General features: G+C 72.1%; 16 protein-coding genes. 13 read left to right on the top strand and 3 right to left on the bottom strand.

The window, feature by feature from the left end:
- Positions 1-6: 6 nt before the first annotated feature.
- Complete coding sequence (gene tkt / locus AC0OLQ_RS26195) at positions 7-2145, bottom strand: transketolase (protein WP_484528487.1); 2139 nt, start codon at positions 2143-2145, stop codon at positions 7-9.
- 266 nt (positions 2146-2411) lie between these two features.
- On the opposite strand from tkt, the gene AC0OLQ_RS26190 reads away from it, so the two are divergent.
- From AC0OLQ_RS26190 to AC0OLQ_RS26180, 3 genes are all read left to right on the top strand, one after another.
- Positions 2412-3371: a heme o synthase gene (locus AC0OLQ_RS26190; protein ID WP_484528486.1), complete on the top strand. Its 960-nt coding sequence runs from the start codon at positions 2412-2414 to the stop codon at positions 3369-3371.
- 251 nt (positions 3372-3622) lie between these two features.
- Positions 3623-3955, top strand: a complete 333-nt coding sequence (locus AC0OLQ_RS26185; protein WP_357343830.1) for a hypothetical protein — start codon at positions 3623-3625, stop codon at positions 3953-3955.
- A 6-nt stretch (positions 3956-3961) separates the two neighbouring features.
- Entirely contained in the window at positions 3962-4882 is a 921-nt protein-coding gene (locus tag AC0OLQ_RS26180; RefSeq protein WP_484528485.1) for an ATP-grasp domain-containing protein, read from the top strand.
- Between the two features lie 77 nt (positions 4883-4959).
- On the opposite strand, the gene AC0OLQ_RS26175 is transcribed toward AC0OLQ_RS26180, so the two are convergent.
- Together AC0OLQ_RS26175 and AC0OLQ_RS26170 are read right to left on the bottom strand one after the other, a co-directional pair.
- Complete coding sequence (locus tag AC0OLQ_RS26175) at positions 4960-6627, bottom strand: right-handed parallel beta-helix repeat-containing protein (RefSeq protein WP_484528484.1); 1668 nt, start codon at positions 6625-6627, stop codon at positions 4960-4962.
- An 81-nt stretch (positions 6628-6708) separates the two neighbouring features.
- Positions 6709-7680 carry a COX15/CtaA family protein gene (locus AC0OLQ_RS26170; RefSeq protein WP_484528483.1) on the bottom strand — a complete coding sequence of 324 codons (972 nt, stop codon included), beginning with the start codon at positions 7678-7680 and terminating at the stop codon, positions 6709-6711.
- Between the two features lie 98 nt (positions 7681-7778).
- On the opposite strand from AC0OLQ_RS26170, the gene AC0OLQ_RS26165 reads away from it, so the two are divergent.
- The 10 genes from AC0OLQ_RS26165 (at position 7779) to AC0OLQ_RS26120 (ending at position 16344) form a co-directional block, all read left to right on the top strand.
- Positions 7779-8531: a helix-turn-helix transcriptional regulator gene (locus tag AC0OLQ_RS26165; RefSeq protein ID WP_484528482.1), complete on the top strand. Its 753-nt coding sequence runs from the start codon at positions 7779-7781 to the stop codon at positions 8529-8531.
- Complete coding sequence (gene sufB / locus AC0OLQ_RS26160; RefSeq protein WP_355061032.1) at positions 8528-9958, top strand: Fe-S cluster assembly protein SufB; 1431 nt, start codon at positions 8528-8530, stop codon at positions 9956-9958. Before AC0OLQ_RS26165 ends, sufB begins: the two co-directional genes overlap by 4 nt.
- Before the next feature lie 93 nt (positions 9959-10051).
- A complete protein-coding gene (gene sufD, locus AC0OLQ_RS26155; RefSeq protein ID WP_484528481.1) occupies positions 10052-11194 on the top strand; it encodes a Fe-S cluster assembly protein SufD in 1143 nt (380 codons plus the stop codon).
- Positions 11194-11520 (top strand): non-heme iron oxygenase ferredoxin subunit, encoded by a 327-nt coding sequence (locus tag AC0OLQ_RS26150; RefSeq protein ID WP_091320789.1) that lies wholly within the window; start codon positions 11194-11196, stop codon positions 11518-11520. The genes sufD and AC0OLQ_RS26150 overlap by 1 nt, the downstream gene beginning before the upstream one ends.
- A complete protein-coding gene (gene sufC, locus AC0OLQ_RS26145; RefSeq protein WP_484528480.1) occupies positions 11520-12293 on the top strand; it encodes a Fe-S cluster assembly ATPase SufC in 774 nt (257 codons plus the stop codon). The genes AC0OLQ_RS26150 and sufC overlap by 1 nt, the downstream gene beginning before the upstream one ends.
- A gap of 5 nt (positions 12294-12298) precedes the next feature.
- A complete protein-coding gene (locus AC0OLQ_RS26140) occupies positions 12299-13603 on the top strand; it encodes a cysteine desulfurase (RefSeq protein WP_484528479.1) in 1305 nt (434 codons plus the stop codon).
- A complete protein-coding gene (sufU, locus tag AC0OLQ_RS26135) occupies positions 13603-14076 on the top strand; it encodes a Fe-S cluster assembly sulfur transfer protein SufU (RefSeq protein ID WP_357343815.1) in 474 nt (157 codons plus the stop codon). The genes AC0OLQ_RS26140 and sufU overlap by 1 nt, the downstream gene beginning before the upstream one ends.
- Entirely contained in the window at positions 14073-14501 is a 429-nt protein-coding gene (locus AC0OLQ_RS26130; protein ID WP_357343813.1) for a metal-sulfur cluster assembly factor, read from the top strand. The genes sufU and AC0OLQ_RS26130 overlap by 4 nt, the downstream gene beginning before the upstream one ends.
- Positions 14502-14886: 385 nt before the next feature.
- Positions 14887-15519 carry a LysE family transporter gene (locus AC0OLQ_RS26125; protein WP_484528478.1) on the top strand — a complete coding sequence of 211 codons (633 nt, stop codon included), beginning with the start codon at positions 14887-14889 and terminating at the stop codon, positions 15517-15519.
- A gap of 165 nt (positions 15520-15684) precedes the next feature.
- The gene (locus AC0OLQ_RS26120; RefSeq protein WP_484528477.1) at positions 15685-16344 is read left to right on the top strand and encodes an acVLRF1 family peptidyl-tRNA hydrolase; all 660 of its coding nucleotides are present in this window, start codon (positions 15685-15687) and stop codon (positions 16342-16344) included.
- Positions 16345-16450 lie beyond the last annotated feature (106 nt).

Raw genomic sequence — 16450 nt, 5'->3', positions numbered from 1 at the left:
CTCCCCTCAGTTGCCGGTCGTGAAACCGGTGATGTCGCCCACCCGGGTCAGCGCCGCGTGCGCGGCGGCCACGATCCGGTCGGGGGTGAACCCGAACTGCTCGAAGAGCACGGTGTGCGGCGCGCTCGCCCCGTAGTGCTCCAGGCTCACGCTCTCGCCGCTGTCCCCGACGATCCCCCGCCAGGACATGGCGATGCCCGCCTCCACGCTCACCCGTGCCTTTACCCCGCGCGGCAGCACCGACTCCCGGTAGGCCTCATCCTGCGCGAAGAACCACTCCTGGCAGGGCATCGAGACCACCCGGGTGGGGGTGCCGTCGGCCTCCAGCCGCTCCCGGGCGGTGAGGCAGAGCTGCACCTCGGAGCCGGTGCCCACGATGATCACCTGCGGCTTGCCGGTGGACGCCTCGGCCAGCACGTAGCCGCCCTTGGCGACGCCCTCGGCGCCGGCCAGCTCGGTGCGGTCCAGCGTCGGCAGCGCCTGCCGGCTGAGCGCCAGCGCGGTGGGCCGGTCGGTGTGCTCCAGGGCCTGCCGCCAGGCCCAGGCGGTCTCGTTGGCGTCGGCCGGGCGGACCACGTCCAGGCCGGGGATGGCGCGCAGCGCGGTCAGGTGCTCCACCGGCTGGTGGGTCGGGCCGTCCTCGCCGAGGCCGATCGAGTCGTGCGTCCAGACGTAGGTCACCGGCAGCTTCATCAGCGCGGCGAGCCGCACGGAGGGGCGCATGTAGTCGCTGAACACCAGGAAGGTGCCGCCGTACGGGCGGGTGCCGCCGTGCAGGGCGATGCCGTTGAGGATCGCGCCCATGGCGTGCTCACGGATGCCGAAGTGCAGGGTGCGGCCGTACTCGTCGCCCGGGAAGTCCTTGGTCGCGTGCTCGGCGGGGATGAAGGACGGCTCGCCCTTCATGGTGGTGTTGTTGCTCTCCGCCAGGTCGGCGGAGCCGCCCCACAGCTCGGGCAGCACCGGGGCGAGGGCCTCCAGGACCTTGCCGGAGGCGGCCCGGGTGGCGATGCCCTTGGCGTCGGCCGGGAAGGTGGGCAGCGCGTCGGCCCAGCCCTGCGGGAGCGTCCGGGTGGACATCCGCTCCCGGAGCGCCTTGCGCTCCGGGTTGGCCTTCGCCCAGGCGTCGAACCGGGTGGTCCACGCCGCCTGCGCCTCGGCGCCCCGCTCCAGCACCTGGCGGGCGTGCTTGAGCACCTCGTCGTCGACCTCGAAGGTGCGCTGCGGGTCGAAGCCGAGGATCTCCTTCGTGGCCTTCACCTCGTCGGCGCCGAGCGCCGAGCCGTGGATCTTGCCGGTGTTCTGCTTGTTGGGGGCGGGCCAGCCGATGATGGTGCGCAGCGCGATGAAGGAGGGACGGCCGGTCTCGCCCTTCGCGGCGAGCAGCGCCTGGTGGAGCGCCTCGACGTCCTCGTGGTAGTCGCCCTGGTCGGCGTCGCCGCGCCGCCAGTCGACCGTCTGCACGTGCCAGCCGTACGCCGCGTACCGGGCGGCTACGTCCTCGCTCTTGGCGATCCGGGTGTCGTCCTCGATCGAGATCTCGTTGTCGTCGTAGATCACGCAGAGGTTGCCGAGCTGCTGGTGGCCGGCGAGGGCGCTCACCTCGTGGCTGATGCCCTCCTCGATGTCACCGTCCGAGGCGATGCACCAGATGTCGTGGTCGAAGGGGGAGTCGCCGCGGTCGGACTCCGGGTCGAACAGGCCGCGCTCGCGGCGCGCCGCCATCGCCATGCCGACCGCGTTGCCGAGGCCCTGGCCGAGCGGGCCGGTGGTGGTCTCCACGCCCGGGGTGTGGCCGTGCTCCGGGTGGCCCGGGGTGAGCGAGGCCCACTGGCGCAGCGCCTTGAGGTCGTCGAGGGCCAGCGGGTAGCCGGAGAGGAAGAGCTGGATGTAGAGGGTCAGGCTGGAGTGCCCGGCGGACAGCACGAACCGGTCCCGGCCGGGCCAGTTCGGGTCGGCCGGGTTGTGGCGCATGACCCGGTTGAAGAGCAGGTACGCCGCGGGGGCGAGGCTCATGGCCGTGCCCGGGTGGCCGTTGCCGGATTTCTCCACGGCGTCCATGGCCAGCACGCGGACCGTGTCGACGGCCCTGCGGTCGAGGTCGGACCAGTTGAGAGCGGGAAGCTCGGGTCGGTTGGCAGCCACGATGGTTGTGCTCCTCGGCAGATGGGCGGAACCCTCACTGATGACCCTATCGAGCGGCCCTAAACGTCCGCCCGGGGATCTCTGCATGCTGGTCTGTGCGTCTCCGACCGGATCCACCGTTCAACTCGGAATGTGACGGCCCGCACCGTTGCCGGGTCTCCGGGGCAGCCAAAACGACGCCGCGTAGTGTGTGGGGCGGTGTGTGGGCCCGGAGGGGTCCGAGCCCGACCCCGACCTCCCCCGCCGAAGCCGGAAGGTGGCAATCCGTGAGCATGATCACCGAGCGCCCCGTCAGCGACTCTGCCGGGCAGCCGCCGGTGCGCACGGTGGCGGAGGTGGCGGCGACCGGGCGGCGGGACGTGCGGGCCGTGGTGGCCGCGTACGTGGCGCTCACCAAGCCGCGGATCGTCGAGCTGCTGCTGGTCACCACCGTGCCGGCGATGATGCTGGCCGACGGGGGCATGCCGGCGCTCTGGCTGGTCGCCGTGGTGCTGGTCGGCGGCTCGCTCGCCGCGGGCGCGGCCAGCGTGCTCAACTGCTACATCGACCGGGACATCGACCAGTTGATGCGGCGCACCAAGCGCCGTCCGCTGCCGGCGCACACCGTGTCGCCGCGCAACGCGCTGATCTTCGGCCTGGTGCTGGCGGTGGTCTCGGTGGCGCTGATGGCCGCCGCCACCAACTGGCTGGCCGCTTGGCTGACGCTGGCCGCGATCGCCTACTACGACCTGGTCTACACGCTCTGGCTGAAGCGCACCACGGCCGCCAACACCTTCTGGGGTGGCGCCTGCGGGGCCGCGCCGGTGCTGATCGGCTGGGCGGCGGTCACCGGCTCGCTGTCCCCGGCCGCCTGGGGCCTGTTCGCGGTGGTCTTCTTCTGGCAGATGCCGCACTTCTACGCGCTGGCCATCAAGTACAAGGCCGACTACGCCCGGGCCGGCATCCCGATGCTGCCGGTGGTGGCCTCGGTCCGCCGGGTCAACGCGGAGATCATCCTCTTCTCCTGGCTGACCCTGCTCTCCTCGCTGGCCGTCTGGCCGCTCGGGATGAGCCCGATCTACGGCGTCACCGCGCTGGTGGTCGGCGGGATCTTCGTGGTCGAGGCGCACAAGCTGTGCCGGCGCGCGGCCCGCGGCGAGGCGGTCAAGCCCATGCGGCTGTTCCACTGGTCCACCACCTACCTCACTATTCTGTTCGCGGCCGTCGCCCTCGACGCCCTGCTCTGATCTGTCGCCCGCGCTGACCGGGGTGGATGCTTTCCCCCTGGTGGCGGAATTCATCAGAATTTTTTTCGACCTGAGTTGGACGGGGTTAACCCGGACAGACCATGACGATCCAGGCCGCCCGATTCGCCCAGGCATAGGCGACATGCACGGGCAAATTACCTGTGGTCTTCCTTAAACCAGTAGGTAATTGGCATCACATTCAGTTCATCGTTCTCGCACATCCGGGTGCATGTCTGCTTAGGCTTCGCGTCATGGCAGATGGTTCCGATACGACGCTGACGGCTGACAAGATCGCCGAGCAGGCCCCCAACGGCCTGGTCGCGGGAATCAAGTCGTTCGCCGCCGGACACGGCGGGGCGAAGGCGGTCATCGAGTACGTCGGCAAGCGCGGCGCACGGATCGTCCTCGTGGGTGAGGACGGGGTGTGGGCCGACCAGTTCGCCGACGGCACCGACATCGCGCGGCAGGCCTGCGCCAAGGCAGGGGTCACCGTCGAGAACGCCTGGGAGCGTGAGCTGATGGACCAGATGCGTCCGAGCAACGACCTCTGGCGGTCGATGGCCCGGCGCACGATGGCCCGTTGACATAAATTGACCAACCACTACCAGCCGACCCGGGGGAAACCCCGGGTCGCTCTCGTCACCTGCACCGCCCTGCCCGACCTCGACCCGGACGACCGGCTCGTGCTCGCCCCGCTCGCCGCCCGCGGCATCGCCGCCGAGGCGGTGGTCTGGGACGACCCGGCCGTGGACTGGTCCGGCTACGACCTGGTCGTGCTCCGCTCGCCCTGGGACTACGCGCTGCGCCGCGACGAGTTCGTCGCCTGGGCGCGCACGGTGCCGGCCCTGGTTAACCCGGCCGACGTGGTCGCCTGGAACACCGACAAGCGCTATCTGGCCGAGCTGTCGGCGGCCGGGGTGCCCACCGTGCCGACCGCCTGGGTCGAGCCGGGCGAGGAGTGGGTCCCGCCGGCCGGCACCGGGGAGTACGTGATCAAGCCGGCGGTCAGCGCCGGCAGCCAGGACACCGGCCGGTACGACCTGGCCGACCCGGAGCACCGGGAGCTGGCCGTGGCCCACGTACGGCGGCTCTCCGCCGCCGGCCGGGTGACCATGGTCCAGCCGTACCTGGCGGCAGTGGACACCGCCGGGGAGACCGCGCTGCTCTTCCTGGCCGGGCCGGACGGCCTGGCGTTCAGCCACGCGATCCGCAAGGGGCCGATGCTGACCGGCCCCGACCGCGGCGTGGCCGAGCTCTACAAGGAGGAGCGGATCGACGCCCGCACGGCCACCCCGGAGCAGCTCGACACGGCCGAGAAGACCCTGGCCGTCGTGCCCGGCGGCACCGACCGGCTGCTCTACGCCCGAGTGGACCTGATCCCCGGCCCGGACGGGGCACCCGTCCTGGTCGAGCTGGAGCTGACCGAGCCGAGCCTGTTCATCGGCCACGCCGACGGCGCCCCGGACCGGCTCGCCGCGGCGATCGCCACCCACCTGGCCCGGCTGCCCTGACCCGCGCTCCGGCCCGCTGACCCGCGCTCCGGCCCGCTGACCTGCGCTCCGGCCCGCTGACGCGGGCCGGAGCCGCCTCACTCCCCGTCGGAGTGGTTGCGGTCCCAGCGCCCGCCGATCGGCGGGGTGTCCAGCCGGACGGCGGCCTCGTGCCCGGCGAAGTCGTTGTCCTCCACCCGGCACGAGACGCAACTGCCCGCCCCGGTGATCCAGAACCCGTAGGTGTGGCTGTGCTCATCCCGGTGCCAGATCCGGTTGTCCCGCACGGTGGCCGAATCGAACGGGGCGTTGACCGCGATCCCGGCGCGCTCCGGCGGGCCGGCGGGCAGCTCGTACGGCGTGCCGGGCGCCGGGGTGGTCTCGTTCCAGCCGGTGGCCCCGTCGGGCCGCACCTCGGCCAGAGACAGCTCCGTGCCGGTGTTGTCGGCCACCACCGCGGTCCGCGAGTCGACCCGGAGGATCTTGCCCCGGTGCCCCCCGGCCGGCCAGTCCGCCGACCCGTCGGTGACCCGGCGCGGGGCGTACCGCACGGTGTCGCCCGAGCCGCGGCACGCCGGCGCGGACCGGCGCCCGTTGTCCCGGATCCGGTTGCCGACCACCGCGGCGTCGAGCATCGGCCGGTCGATCCGGATCCCGTCCAGCGCGTTGTCCCAGATCTCGTTGCCCTCGATCACCACGTCCGCCGCCGCGCCCCGGTACCCGTGGCCGAGGTCGTGCTCGTGGTAGCCGTAGCCGCCGTTGCGGCTGATCCGGTTGCCCCGGACCGCGTACGGGCCGGGGGTGTTGCCCATGCTGATCCCGTCGCCGACGTTGCGGTCGATCACGCAGTCGGTGAGCAGTCCGCCCCGGCCGGCGATCCCGGCCGTGCCGTTGGCCGAGACGTCGAAGCCCGCCTCCAGGTTGTTCGTCAGCGTGCAGGCCGAGACGATCAGCCCGTCGGCGCCCCAGTCGGAGATGCCGAACCGGTTCGCCTGGCTGTGGCACCCGACGATGCGGAAGCCGCGCGGCGGCGGCCAGTAGTCCTTCTGCAGCTCGAGGAAGATCCCGTTGGTCCCGTTGCCGAGGGTGGTGCAGTTGGCGATGGTGAGCCGCTCCACGTCGCCCCAGCCGCCGATGCCGACGCCGATGCCCGCGCCGCCCATCTGCTCGCCGCTGTCCAGCCGGCCGCAGCCCACCACGACCACCCCGTCGATCAGGCTGTCCTGGAGGAAGTCGCAGCCCAGACCGGTCGCGCCGGTGTGGTGGATGTAGAGGTTGCGGAACACGCCGCGGACCACGTACTGGAGGCCGAGGCCCTTGGCGAGGTAGTTGTACTGGGTCATGCCGACCCCGGAGCCGTCGATCTCGAAGTCGGCGAACGTGCAGTCGGCGATGTGCCGGTCCCGGTCCGCGCCGTGCTGGACGGTGGTCCAGAAGGCCAGCGGGACGGGATCGCTCCGGTTGCCCTCGTTGCTGAGCAGGAACCGGGTGGCCGCCGACCCGGCGCCGACCAGCGACACCCCGCTGTGCCAGACGGTGCCGGCGTTCCGGATCGAGTAGATGCCCGGCGGGCAGTAGATCACCCGGGCCCGTCCGTCGGCGTCGTACCCCTCGCCCAGCCGGTCGACCAGGGCGGCCAGCGCCGGCTGGTCGTTGGTCACGCCGTCGCCGGTGAGCCCGAAGTCGTGGGCGTCGCACCACAGCGGCGCCCCGGCCACCGGCGTCAGGCGCTGCGGGACGGTCGTGGACAGGCCCTTGCGCGACACCGGCGGCTCCCCTCGGGCGGACGGTCCGTGACGCGGACCGCATTCCCGCTCCCGCTGGGCGGTAACGCCGCAGGGGGTGTCTCAGGCGGCCGCGGTGACCGGCTGGTCGGCCGGGGTGGCCGGCACGGCCGGGGCCGGCGGGGCGGCCGGACGCCGCTCCCGGGTGGCCCAGAGCACGCCCAGGGTGGCCAGCAGCACCAGGCAGGAGCCGAGCATGTGCGCGGCGACCAGCACGGCCGGCAGGTGGGTGAAGTACTGCACGAAGCCGATCAGGCCCTGGCCCAGCTCGACCGCGACCAGCACCCCGGCGGCCCGGGCGGCCCGGTCGGCGCCCACCGCGCGGAAGGCGAAGAGCAGCGCCACCGAGAGGCCGATGAGCAGGAACACCGCGTCGGCGTGCACCTGGGAGATCGCCTCCGGGTCCAGGCCGTTGCGGGCCGCGCCCTGGTCGCCCGCGTGCGGGCCGCTGCCGGTCACCCAGGTGCCGATCACCAGTACGGCCGCGCTCACCACGGTGGTGAGCCCGGCGAGGGTACGCAGCGGCGCCGGCACGGTCGGGCTGACCGGCCCGTCCGGCTCGACGGTGCGCCGCCAGAGCGCGTACGCGGCGGCGATCACCACCATCGAGGCGAGGAAGTGCAGGCCCACCACCCACGGGTTGAGGTTGGTGAGCACGGTGATGCCGCCGATCACCGCCTGGGCGGGGATGCCGAACAGCACGCCGATGGCCAGCGGCAGCAGCCCGCGCGGGCGGGTCCGCTGGGCCAGCACGGCGAGCACCACGGCCAGCGCGATGACGCCCACCGCGAAGGTGAGCAGCCGGTTGCCGAACTCGATGGCCCCGTTCACGCCCATCTCCGGGGTGGCGATGTACGACTCGTCGGTGCAGCGGGGCCACGTGGGGCAGCCGAGCCCGGAGCGGGTGAGCCGGACACCCCCGCCGGTGACCACGATCGCCACGTTCGCGATGATCGAGGTGTACGCGAGGCGGCGCAGCAGCGTGGGGGAGACCGGGAACCGGACGGAAGCCTTCACGGAGCGAATCCTACGCACCGTAGTTGATCCCGATCGGGTGACTCCGCCGCACCGGTGGTCGGGATCACCGGACCCCGGGTTTGCGGGCCTTCGGCGAATTACGTAACGTTGGCGTTGTGAAAAACGCGGCGGCGCTCTCCGGGCACCTCCAGGCGACCGCTCCGGTCGCCAGCACTGCCGCGTCCACCGATCTTTCCACCCGCGACCGGGTCACCCAGCTGCTGCTGGAGCAGGGCGCGACCACCGCGGCCCAGCTCGGCTCGGCGCTCGGGCTCAGCCCGGCCGCGATCCGCCGGCACCTCGACGCGATGCTCGCCGACGGCGACGTGGAGGCCCGCGAGCAGGTCGTGCGGGGCAGCCGGGGCCGGGGCCGACCGGCCAAGGTCTTCGTGCTGACCGAGGCGGCCCGGGTGCGCTGCGGCACCCACCACTACGACAACATCGCCACCGCCGCGCTGCGCTGGATCGCCCGCACGGGCGGCTCGCACGCGGTCGAGGCGTTCGCCGCCGAGCAGGTGACCGCGCTGGAGGAGCGCTGTCGCGCCGCCATGGAGGACGCCGGCGATGACCCGCTCGCCCGGGCGGAGGCGCTCGCCGGGGCGCTGACCGCCGAGGGTTACGCTGCCAACGCGTCCACGATCGCCTCCGGCGGCCAGCTGTGCCAGCACCACTGTCCGGTGGCGCACGTGGCCGCCGAGTTCCCCCAGCTGTGCGAGGCCGAGACCGCGGTGATCTCCCGTCTGGTCGGCACCCACGTGCAGCGCCTGGCCACCATCGCGCACGGCGACGGGGTGTGCACCACGCACATTCCCACCCAGCCGCGCGCCCAGTCCGGTAACACCGTCACCACTGTGAGGACAGATAGATGACCGAGCAGATCGTTCAGCCCCTGACCCAGGAGGAGCAGCTCGCCGCCCTCGGTCGCTACGAGTACGGCTGGGCCGACCCCGACGTCGCGGGGGCGGCCGCCCAGCGCGGCCTCAACGAGGCGGTGGTGCGGGACATCTCGGCCAAGAAGAACGAGCCGGCCTGGATGCTCGACCTGCGCCTGAAGGGCCTGCGGCTGTTCGGCCGCAAGCCGATGCCGGCCTGGGGCGCGGACCTCACCGGGATCGACTTCGACAACATCAAGTACTTCGTGCGGTCCACCGAGAAGCAGGCCACCAGCTGGGAGGACCTGCCCGAGGACATCAAGAACACCTACGACCGGCTGGGCATCCCCGAGGCGGAGAAGCAGCGGCTGGTCGCCGGTGTCGCGGCGCAGTACGAGTCCGAGGTCGTCTACCACAAGATCCGTGAGGACCTCGAGGAGCAGGGTGTCATCTTCCTGGACACCGACACCGCGCTGCGCGAGCACGAGGACATCTTCAAGGAGTACTTCGGCACGGTGATCCCGGTCGGCGACAACAAGTTCGCCGCGCTGAACACCTCCGTCTGGTCCGGTGGCTCGTTCATCTACGTGCCGAAGGGCGTGCAGGTGGAGATCCCGCTTCAGGCCTACTTCCGGATCAACACGGAGAACATGGGCCAGTTCGAGCGGACGCTGATCATCGTCGACGAGGGTGCGTACGTGCACTACGTCGAGGGCTGCACCGCGCCGCTCTACTCCTCCGACTCGCTGCACAGCGCGGTCGTGGAGATCATCGTCAAGAAGAACGCCCGGTGCCGTTACACGACCATCCAGAACTGGTCGAACAACGTCTACAACCTGGTCACCAAGCGCGCCGTCTGCCACGAGGGCGCGACCATGGAGTGGGTCGACGGCAACATCGGCTCCAAGGTCACCATGAAGTACCCGGCGGTCTACATGACCGGCGAGCACGCCAAGGGCGAGGTGCTCTCGGTGGCCATGGCCGGCGAGGGTCAGCACCAGGACGCGGGCGCCAAGATGGTGCATGCCGCGCCGCACACCTCCTCGACCATCGTGTCGAAGTCGATCGCCCGGGGCGGCGGCCGCACCTCCTACCGCGGCCTGGTCCAGGTGCTGGAGGGCTCGCACAGCAGCCGGAGCACGGTCAAGTGCGACGCCCTGCTGGTCGACACCATCTCCCGCTCCGACACCTACCCCTACGTCGACATCCGCGAGGACGACGTGTCGATGGGGCACGAGGCGACCGTCTCCAAGATCAGCGATGACCAGCTCTTCTACCTGATGAGCCGGGGCCTGAGCGAGGACGAGGCGATGGCGATGATCGTGCGCGGTTTCATCGAGCCGATCGCCAAGGAGCTCCCGATGGAGTACGCCCTGGAGCTCAACCGCCTGATCGAGCTCCAGATGGAGGGCGCGGTCGGCTGACCCCCGCGGCCCGGCCCGTCGGGCCGGGCCGTGCGGGCCCCGACCCACCCTCCGATCAATGACACCGTCGTCGCAGAACAGACCAAGGAAGAGATGACTACCCAGGCTTCCGCGCCGCCCGCGACCAAGTCGCAGGCGCTCCGCTCGTACGACGTCGCCGACTTCCCGGCCCTCACCGGCCTGGAGGAGGAGTGGCGCTTTACCCCGCTCAAGCGCCTGCGCGGCCTGGCCGGTGAGGCGCAGGCCGCCACCGGCGCGGTCCGCCACGAGTACGGCGACCTGCCCGAGGGCGTCACCGTCGGCCGCATCGGCAGGGACGACCCGCGGGTGGGCAGCGTGCTCACCCCGTTCGACCGGGTCAGCGCGCTGGCGTACGGCGGGGCCGACGGGGCGCTGCTGGTGCAGGTCGCCCGGGACGCCGTGGTCGCGGCGCCGGTGAGCCTGCGGGTGGTCGGCGGGGGCGCCGACGCGCTCGCCCTCGGCCACACCTTCGTCGAGGTGGGCCGGTTCGCCGAGGTGACCCTGGTGCTGGAGCACGTCGGGTCCGCCACCCTGGCCGACAACGTCGAGGTGGCCGTGGCCGACGGCGCCAAGCTCACCCTGGTCACCGTCGCCGAGTGGGCCGACGACGCGGTGCACGCGCAGCACCTCAGGGTGAAGCTGGGCCGCGACGCCAAGGTCGTTCACGTCCAGGTGAGCCTCGGTGGCGATCTGGTCCGGCAGTACACCTCGGTGGACTACACGCAGCGCGGCGGCGAGGCCGAGCTCTACGGCGTCTACTTCGCCGACTCCGGCCAGCACCTGGAGCACCGGCAGTTGGTCGACCACACCGTGCCGGACTGCCGCAGCTACGTCGGCTACCGGGGCGCCCTGCAGGGCGAGAGCGCGCACACCGTCTGGGTCGGTGACGTGCTGATCCGGGCCGAGGCGACCGGCACCGACACCTACGAGATCAACCGGAACCTGCTGCTCACCGACGGCGCCCGGGCGGACTCGGTGCCCAACCTGGAGATCGAGACCGGCGAGATCGCCGGCGCCGGGCACGCCAGCGCGACCGGCCGCTTCGACGACGAGCAGCTCTTCTACCTGATGGCCCGCGGCATCCCGGAGGGCGAGGCCCGCCGCCTGGTGGTCCGCGGCTTCTTCGCCGAGCTGATCAACAAGATCCCGGTCGAGGAGCTGCGCGAGCGGCTCGGCGACGCGATCGAGGCCCGCCTCACCAAGGCCGGCGCCTGATGATCAAGATCTGCTCGACCGAGGACGTGCCCAAGGGCACCGCGATCAGCGCCGACGTCGACGGCACGCAGATCGCCGTCGTGCACGGCGAGGACGACAACTTCTACGCCGTGTACGACGAGTGCTCGCACGCCGCCGTGGCCCTCTCCGAGGGCGAGGTCGACGGGTGCACGCTGGAATGTTGGCTGCACGGATCCCGTTTCGACCTACGGACCGGCGAGCCCACCGGGCTGCCCGCGACCGAACCCGTTCCCGTCTATCCCGTCGAAGTCCGCGACGGCGACATCTACGTCAGCCTGACGCCGAGCAATGGAGTGACCCGATAATGAGCACCCTGGAGATCCGCGACCTGAAGGTGTCGGTCAAGCTGCCCGAGGGTGAGCTCAAGCCGATCCTGCATGGGGTAGACCTGGCGGTCAGTTCGGGTCAGACCCACGCGATCATGGGCCCGAACGGCTCCGGCAAGTCGACCCTGGCGTACTCGATCGCCGGCCACCCGAAGTACGAGATCACCGGCGGCTCGGTGACCCTCGACGGCGAGGACGTGCTGGCCATGTCCGTCGACGAGCGGGCCCGTGCCGGCCTCTTCCTGGCCATGCAGTACCCGGTCGAGGTCCCCGGCGTCTCGGTGGCCAACTTCCTGCGTACCGCCAAGACCGCGATCGACGGCGAGGCGCCGAAGCTGCGCACCTGGGCCGGCGAGCTGCGCGGCGCCATGGAGAAGCTCCAGATGGACCCGGCGTTCGCCCAGCGCAACGTCAACGAGGGCTTCTCCGGCGGCGAGAAGAAGCGGCACGAGATCGTGCAGCTGGAGCTGCTCAAGCCGAAGATGGCCATCCTCGACGAGACCGACTCCGGCCTCGACGTGGACGCGCTGCGCGTGGTCAGCGAGGGCGTCAACCGGGTGCGCGACACCGGCGACACCGGCCTGCTGCTGATCACCCATTACACGCGGATCCTGCGCTACATCAAGCCCGACTTCGTGCACGTCTTCGTGGCCGGCCGGATCGTCGAGCAGGGCGGCCCGGAGCTGGCCGACAAGCTCGAGGAAGAGGGCTACGAGCGGTACGTCGCCGGGGCCGGTTCGGCGCGGGCCTGAGCACGATGACCTCCATCGCGATCCCGTCGGGCATGCCGCAGTACGACGACGTGCCCCGCTTCGACGTGGCGCGGGTGCGGGCCGACTTCCCGATCCTGGACCGGGAGGTCAACGGGCATCCGCTGGTCTACCTCGACAGCGCCAACACCTCGCACAAGCCGCGGCAGGTGCTCGACGTGCTCGCCGAGCACTACGCGCGGCACAATGCCAACGTGTCGCGCTCGGTGCACACGCTGGGCACCGAGGCGACCGAGGCGTACGAGGGGGCCCGGGCGAAGATCGCCGCGTTCATCAACGCGCCCAGCGCGGACGAGGTGGTCTTCACCAAGAACTCCACCGAGGCGATCAACCTGGTGGCGTACGCCTTCTCCAACGCCTCGCTGCGGCCGGACGCCGACCCGAGGTTCCGGATCGGGCCCGGTGACGAGATCGTCATCTCCGAGATGGAGCACCACTCGAACATCGTCCCGTGGCAGCTCCTCGCGGAGCGGACCGGCGCGACCCTGCGCTGGTTCCCGGTCACCGACCACGGGCGGCTCGACGAGTCCGGGCTGGACGACCTGGTCACCGAGCGGACGAAGATCGTCTCGCTGGTGCACATGTCCAACATCCTCGGCACGGTCAACGCCACCTCGCGGATCACCCAGCGGGTCCGCGAGGTGGGCGCGCTGCTGCTGCTCGACTGCTCGCAGTCGGTGCCGCACCTGCCGATGGACGTGGTCGACTACGACGCCGACTTCATCGTCTTCACCGGGCACAAGATGTGCGGCCCGACCGGCATCGGCGTGCTCTGGGGGCGGGGCGAACTGCTCGCCGCGATGCCGCCGGTGTTCGGCGGCGGCTCGATGATCGAGACCGTGTCGATGGCGCGCTCCACGTTCGCCGCGCCGCCGGCCCGGTTCGAGGCGGGCACCCCGCCGATCGCCGAGGCGGTCGCGCTCGGCGCGGCGGTCGACTACCTCACCGGGATCGGGATGCGGGCCATCCAGTGGCACGAGAAGGAGCTGACGGCGTACGCGCTGGACGCCCTCGCCACCGTGCCGGGGCTGCGCGTCTTCGGCCCGAACGTGCCGGTCGGCCGGGGCGGGACGATCTCCTTCGCGCTCGGCGACGTGCACCCGCACGACGTCGGGCAGGTGCTCGACTCGCTCGGCGTGCAGGTCCGGGTGGGGCATCACTGCGCCAAGCCGGTGTGCACCCGGTTCGGCGTGCCGGCCATGACCCGGGCGTCGTTCTACCTGTACACCACGACCGAGGAGATCGACGCGCTGGTGGCCGGTCTCGAGCAGGTGCGGAAGGTGTTCGACTGATGCAGCTCGACCAGCTCTACCAGGAGATCATCCTGGACCACTACAAGCACCCGCACGGCCGCGGCCTGCGGGACGCGACGGACCGGGCCGCCGCGGTCGGCGAGGCGCACCACGTCAACCCGACCTGCGGCGACGAGATCACCGTGCGGGTGGCGACCGACGGCAAGGTGTTCACCGACATCTCGTACGACGGGATGGGCTGCTCGATCAGCCAGGCGTCGGCCAGCGTGCTGCACGAGCTGCTGCGCGGCCGGGCCGCCGACGACGCCGCCGTGGTGCACGAGGCGTTCGTCGAGTTGATGTCCGGACGTGGCCAGGTCACGCCGGACGAGGAGGTACTCGGAGACGGGGTGGCGTTCGCGGGTGTCGCGCGCTATCCGGCCCGGGTGAAGTGTGCGCTGCTGTCGTGGATGGCGTTCAAGGACGCCGCGGCACGCGCCGGGGTGGGCGTGAGCCCGGAGGTGAAGGCATGAGCAGCGAAGAGACCGCCTCGACGCCGGAGACCGGCGCGGTGGCGACCGACGGCGCGGCCCCGGCCGGTGCGGCTCCGGCCAACGGCGCCGCGGCGGCCGGCAAGCCGGCCATCGACGACATCGAGGAGGCGATGAAGGACGTCGTCGACCCCGAGCTGGGCATCAACGTGGTCGACCTCGGCCTCGTGTACGGCATCCACGTCGATGATCAGAACGTGGCAACCCTGGACATGACGCTGACCTCGGCGGCCTGCCCGCTCACCGACGTCATCGAGGACCAGGCCCGGCAGGCGCTGACCACCGGGCCGGGCGGCGGCCTGGTGAACGACATCCGGATCAACTGGGTCTGGCTGCCGCCGTGGGGCCCCGACAAGATCACCGACGAGGGCCGGGACCAGCTCCGCTCCCTCGGCTTCAACGTCTGACCGTTCCCGGTCCCGGTCGAGCGCGACACCCCCCGCGGTGTCGCGCTCGACCCGTTCCGACCCCCGCCACACCCCGAACACCCAGCAGATCTTGGTGGGAATCGGCCCTGTAGGGGCCATTTCCGTCCAAGATCTCCGACGGGCTACCCCTCCACCCGGCTGATCGACTCCGGCGCGCCGGTGTGGCGGTGTCGACGGGCACCGGATACCGCCAGCTCGGCGGGGTGGCGCGTCGGGTGCGGAATTGGGTGGCGGGGTGGGGGAGGGGCGGGCACGATGGGCCGGTGATCGAGGTGTACCCGAAGCAGGTTCCTGTCCGTGCGGCCACCGCCGCGCGTCGACAGCGCACCGTGCCGCCGGCCGCCTCGACCCGCCGCCCACCGTCGTGACCGGGGCGTTCCTCGCCGGTCTGGTGGCTGGCTACGGCGTCGCCGTTCCCGTTGGCGCGATCGCGATCCTCATACTCGGGCTCAGCGCCCGTACCGGCTTCCGGGTCGGCGCGGCCGCGGCGCTCGCCGTGGCCACCGCCGACGGGCTCTACGCGGCGGTCGCCGCGCTGGGCGGCGCCGGCCTGGCCGGGCTGATCGCTCCGGTCGCCGGGCCGTTGCGCGTGGTCGCCGCGCTGGTCCTGCTCGGGCTCGCCGGTCACGGGCTGTGGCGGACCTGGTCCGCCCGACGGACCCGGGAGGTGGCGGAGGCGCCGGTGGGGCGCGGTCTGAACACGCCCGGCCGGGCGTACGCGGCGCTGCTCGGCCTTACCCTGTTGAACCCGGCGACGGTGCTCTACTTCGCCGCGTTGGTGCTCGGCCGCCAGGACACCGCCGACCCGGACGGCGCCACGGCCGCGCTCTTCGTGGCCGGCGCGTTCCTGGCCTCGGCGAGCTGGCAACTGGTCGTCGCCGGTGGCGGCACCATGGTCGGCCGGGCCCTGGCCGGGCCACGCGGCCGCCTGGTCACCGGCCTGGTCTCCAGCGCCCTGATCGCCACCCTGGCGATCGCCACCCTGCTGCCCAACTGATCGTCGCCCATCCGGCCCGACGGCAGTCGGCGGCCTCCCGACCGCTGTCTGACCGTCGTCCGGCGGCCTCCCGACCGCTGTCTGACCCTCGCCCGGCGGCCCCCGACCGCCGCTCGACCGTCGCCCGGCGGGCCGGCCGGCCCCGTCATGTCGTACGGTCGGGCGGTGACCAGCCGACCCGCAGCCGGGGGCGGCCGGTGGGTCGAGGTCGACCCGACCCGCGTCGCTCGCTGGGTCGAGGGCTTCGCCGACCGGCACGGCCCGCCCACCACCATCGTCGAGGGGTACGGCCTGCTGCTCACCGCCCCGGACGGCGCCACCGCCGAGTTGCACACCCCGCCCGGCGCCCCGGCCTCCGCTGACGTGCCCGGGTTCGTGGCCGCGGCCGGCGCGCCCCGACGGCTCGGCCTGCTGCTGGCCCGCAAGGGCGCGGTGGCGGTCGGTGTCGCCGACGGCTCCGATCTGGTCGTCTCCAAGGTGGACACCCGGTACGTGCAGGGGCGCACCGCCGCCGGCGGCTGGTCCCAGCAGCGGTTCGCCCGGCGGCGGGACAACCAGGCGAAGGCGGCCCTGGGCGACGCGGCCGAGTTGGCCGTACGCCTGCTGTTGCCGGAGGCGGCGACCCTCGCGGCGCTGGTCTGTGGTGGCGACCGGCGGGCCGTGGACACGGTGCTGGCCGACCGGCGGCTGGCCCCGCTCGCCGCCGTGCGCGCGGAGCGGCTGCTCGACGTGCCCGAGCCCCGGCACGCCGTCCTGGTCGGCGCCGTGGCAGCCGCCCGCGCGGTGCGGATCCTGATCCGGGACGCGCCCGATGGCCCCGGCTGACATCACCGGTCGGCGTGGGTGCGGCTCCTGGTCCACAACGCGCCTCACGGGGCCGACCGAAGTCAACGGTCCCCGCGTTGATGCCGCTGCGCCGGGCGGGAGGAGA

The sequence above is a fragment of the Micromonospora sp. Utrum1 genome (assembly GCF_057197805.1).
The sequence above is the reverse complement of the archived record's forward strand: the minus strand, read 5'-3'. Positions and strand labels throughout refer to the sequence as shown.

Bases quoted from the DNA above. Each gene is read 5' to 3' on its own strand.
- AC0OLQ_RS26185 (WP_357343830.1), top strand. From the start codon at position 3,623: ATGGCAGATGGTTCCGATACGACGCTGACGGCTGACAAGATCGCCGAG.
- sufB (WP_355061032.1), top strand. From the start codon at position 8,528: ATGACCGAGCAGATCGTTCAGCCCCTGACCCAGGAGGAGCAGCTCGCC.
- sufD (WP_484528481.1), top strand. From the start codon at position 10,052: ATGACTACCCAGGCTTCCGCGCCGCCCGCGACCAAGTCGCAGGCGCTC.
- AC0OLQ_RS26150 (WP_091320789.1), top strand. From the start codon at position 11,194: ATGATCAAGATCTGCTCGACCGAGGACGTGCCCAAGGGCACCGCGATC.
- sufC (WP_484528480.1), top strand. From the start codon at position 11,520: ATGAGCACCCTGGAGATCCGCGACCTGAAGGTGTCGGTCAAGCTGCCC.
- AC0OLQ_RS26140 (WP_484528479.1), top strand. From the start codon at position 12,299: ATGACCTCCATCGCGATCCCGTCGGGCATGCCGCAGTACGACGACGTG.
- sufU (WP_357343815.1), top strand. From the start codon at position 13,603: ATGCAGCTCGACCAGCTCTACCAGGAGATCATCCTGGACCACTACAAG.
- AC0OLQ_RS26130 (WP_357343813.1), top strand. From the start codon at position 14,073: ATGAGCAGCGAAGAGACCGCCTCGACGCCGGAGACCGGCGCGGTGGCG.